This is a genomic window from Kitasatospora sp. NPDC023385 (assembly GCF_055664045.1).
Map to the genome: position 1 here is coordinate 1 of NZ_JBVOOL010000105.1, position 1,006 is coordinate 1,006.

Genomic DNA, 1,006 nt, shown 5'->3' on the forward strand with positions numbered 1-1,006 from the left:
GCCCGCCTCGAACCCGTACGGGAGGCGTGCCGCGCCGTCTCGGCGGCGGCGGTCGTCAACGGTCCCGTGCACACGGCGGAGGGCCGCCCCACGGTCACCTCGCTCGTCATCGGTCCGGATGGCGGACTCCTCGCCCGGTACGACAAGCAGCACCTGTACGGCATCGAGCAGGAGGTCTTCGCAGCGGGCGGCCGGGACGGCCGCTTCGAGCTGGAGGGCACCCGGTTCGCGCTGGCCACGTGCTACGACAACCGCTTCCCGGAGCTCGCCGAGCGGGCGGCCGCCGACGGCTGCACGGTCTATCTGGCGAGCTCGGTGCTCTCCGCCGACAACGACTCGTTCGAGAAGGTCTATCCGGTGCGGGCCCGGGAGTTCGGTCTCCACGTGGTACTCGGCAACGTCCTCGGCAACAACGAGGACGGTGTGGGCTGCGGCGCCGCCGGCGCCTGGGGCCCGGACGGCGAACGGACCGCCGACGCGGGCACCGAGGTACCGGGCCACGTGCTCGCCGAGATCGGCTGAACCACGCCGAGGACCTGGAGATCACGCCGACGACCGGCCCCAGCAGCGCGGGGGTCCGCGACCTGCTCATCCACCTTCTGCACTCCCATCCCCTGGTCACGAAGGTCGGCCCGATCACCGAGTACCGGGGCGACGTCGGGCTCGGCCTGGAGGTCGGCGGGATCGACTTCACGGTCTGGGTCGAACCCGCCTGAGCGGCCCGTACGGCGGGCCCGCCGTACGGTGGAGACATGGCCGAGCGGGTGCGCCGGTGCGCGCACTGCTACAAGCCGCTGCGGGCAACGGCCCGCAGCGACGCACGGTTCTGCGACCGCTCGTGCAAGCAGGCCGCCCGCCGACAGCGGCGTCACACGGCGGAGGCCATCCGGATCGGGCTGGCCCTGATCAGCGGTGACGACGACGAGCGGGTGGCGCGCTGCCCGTCGTGCCGGCGCCGCTTCGTCCTCGGCCACCTCCACCGGCGGGACTCGACCTACTGCGGCCC

Annotated in this window: 2 protein-coding genes; both read left to right on the forward strand. The window is 73.2% G+C overall.

Annotated elements, in window-relative coordinates:
- Positions 1-522, forward strand: a 522-nt coding sequence (locus AC0B61_RS37225; protein ID WP_471746974.1) for a carbon-nitrogen hydrolase family protein, incomplete at its 5' end; no start/stop codon positions are given.
- Positions 523-752: 230 nt separating this feature from the next.
- Positions 753-1,006, forward strand: a 254-nt coding sequence (locus tag AC0B61_RS37230) for a hypothetical protein (RefSeq protein ID WP_471746976.1), incomplete at its 3' end; no start/stop codon positions are given.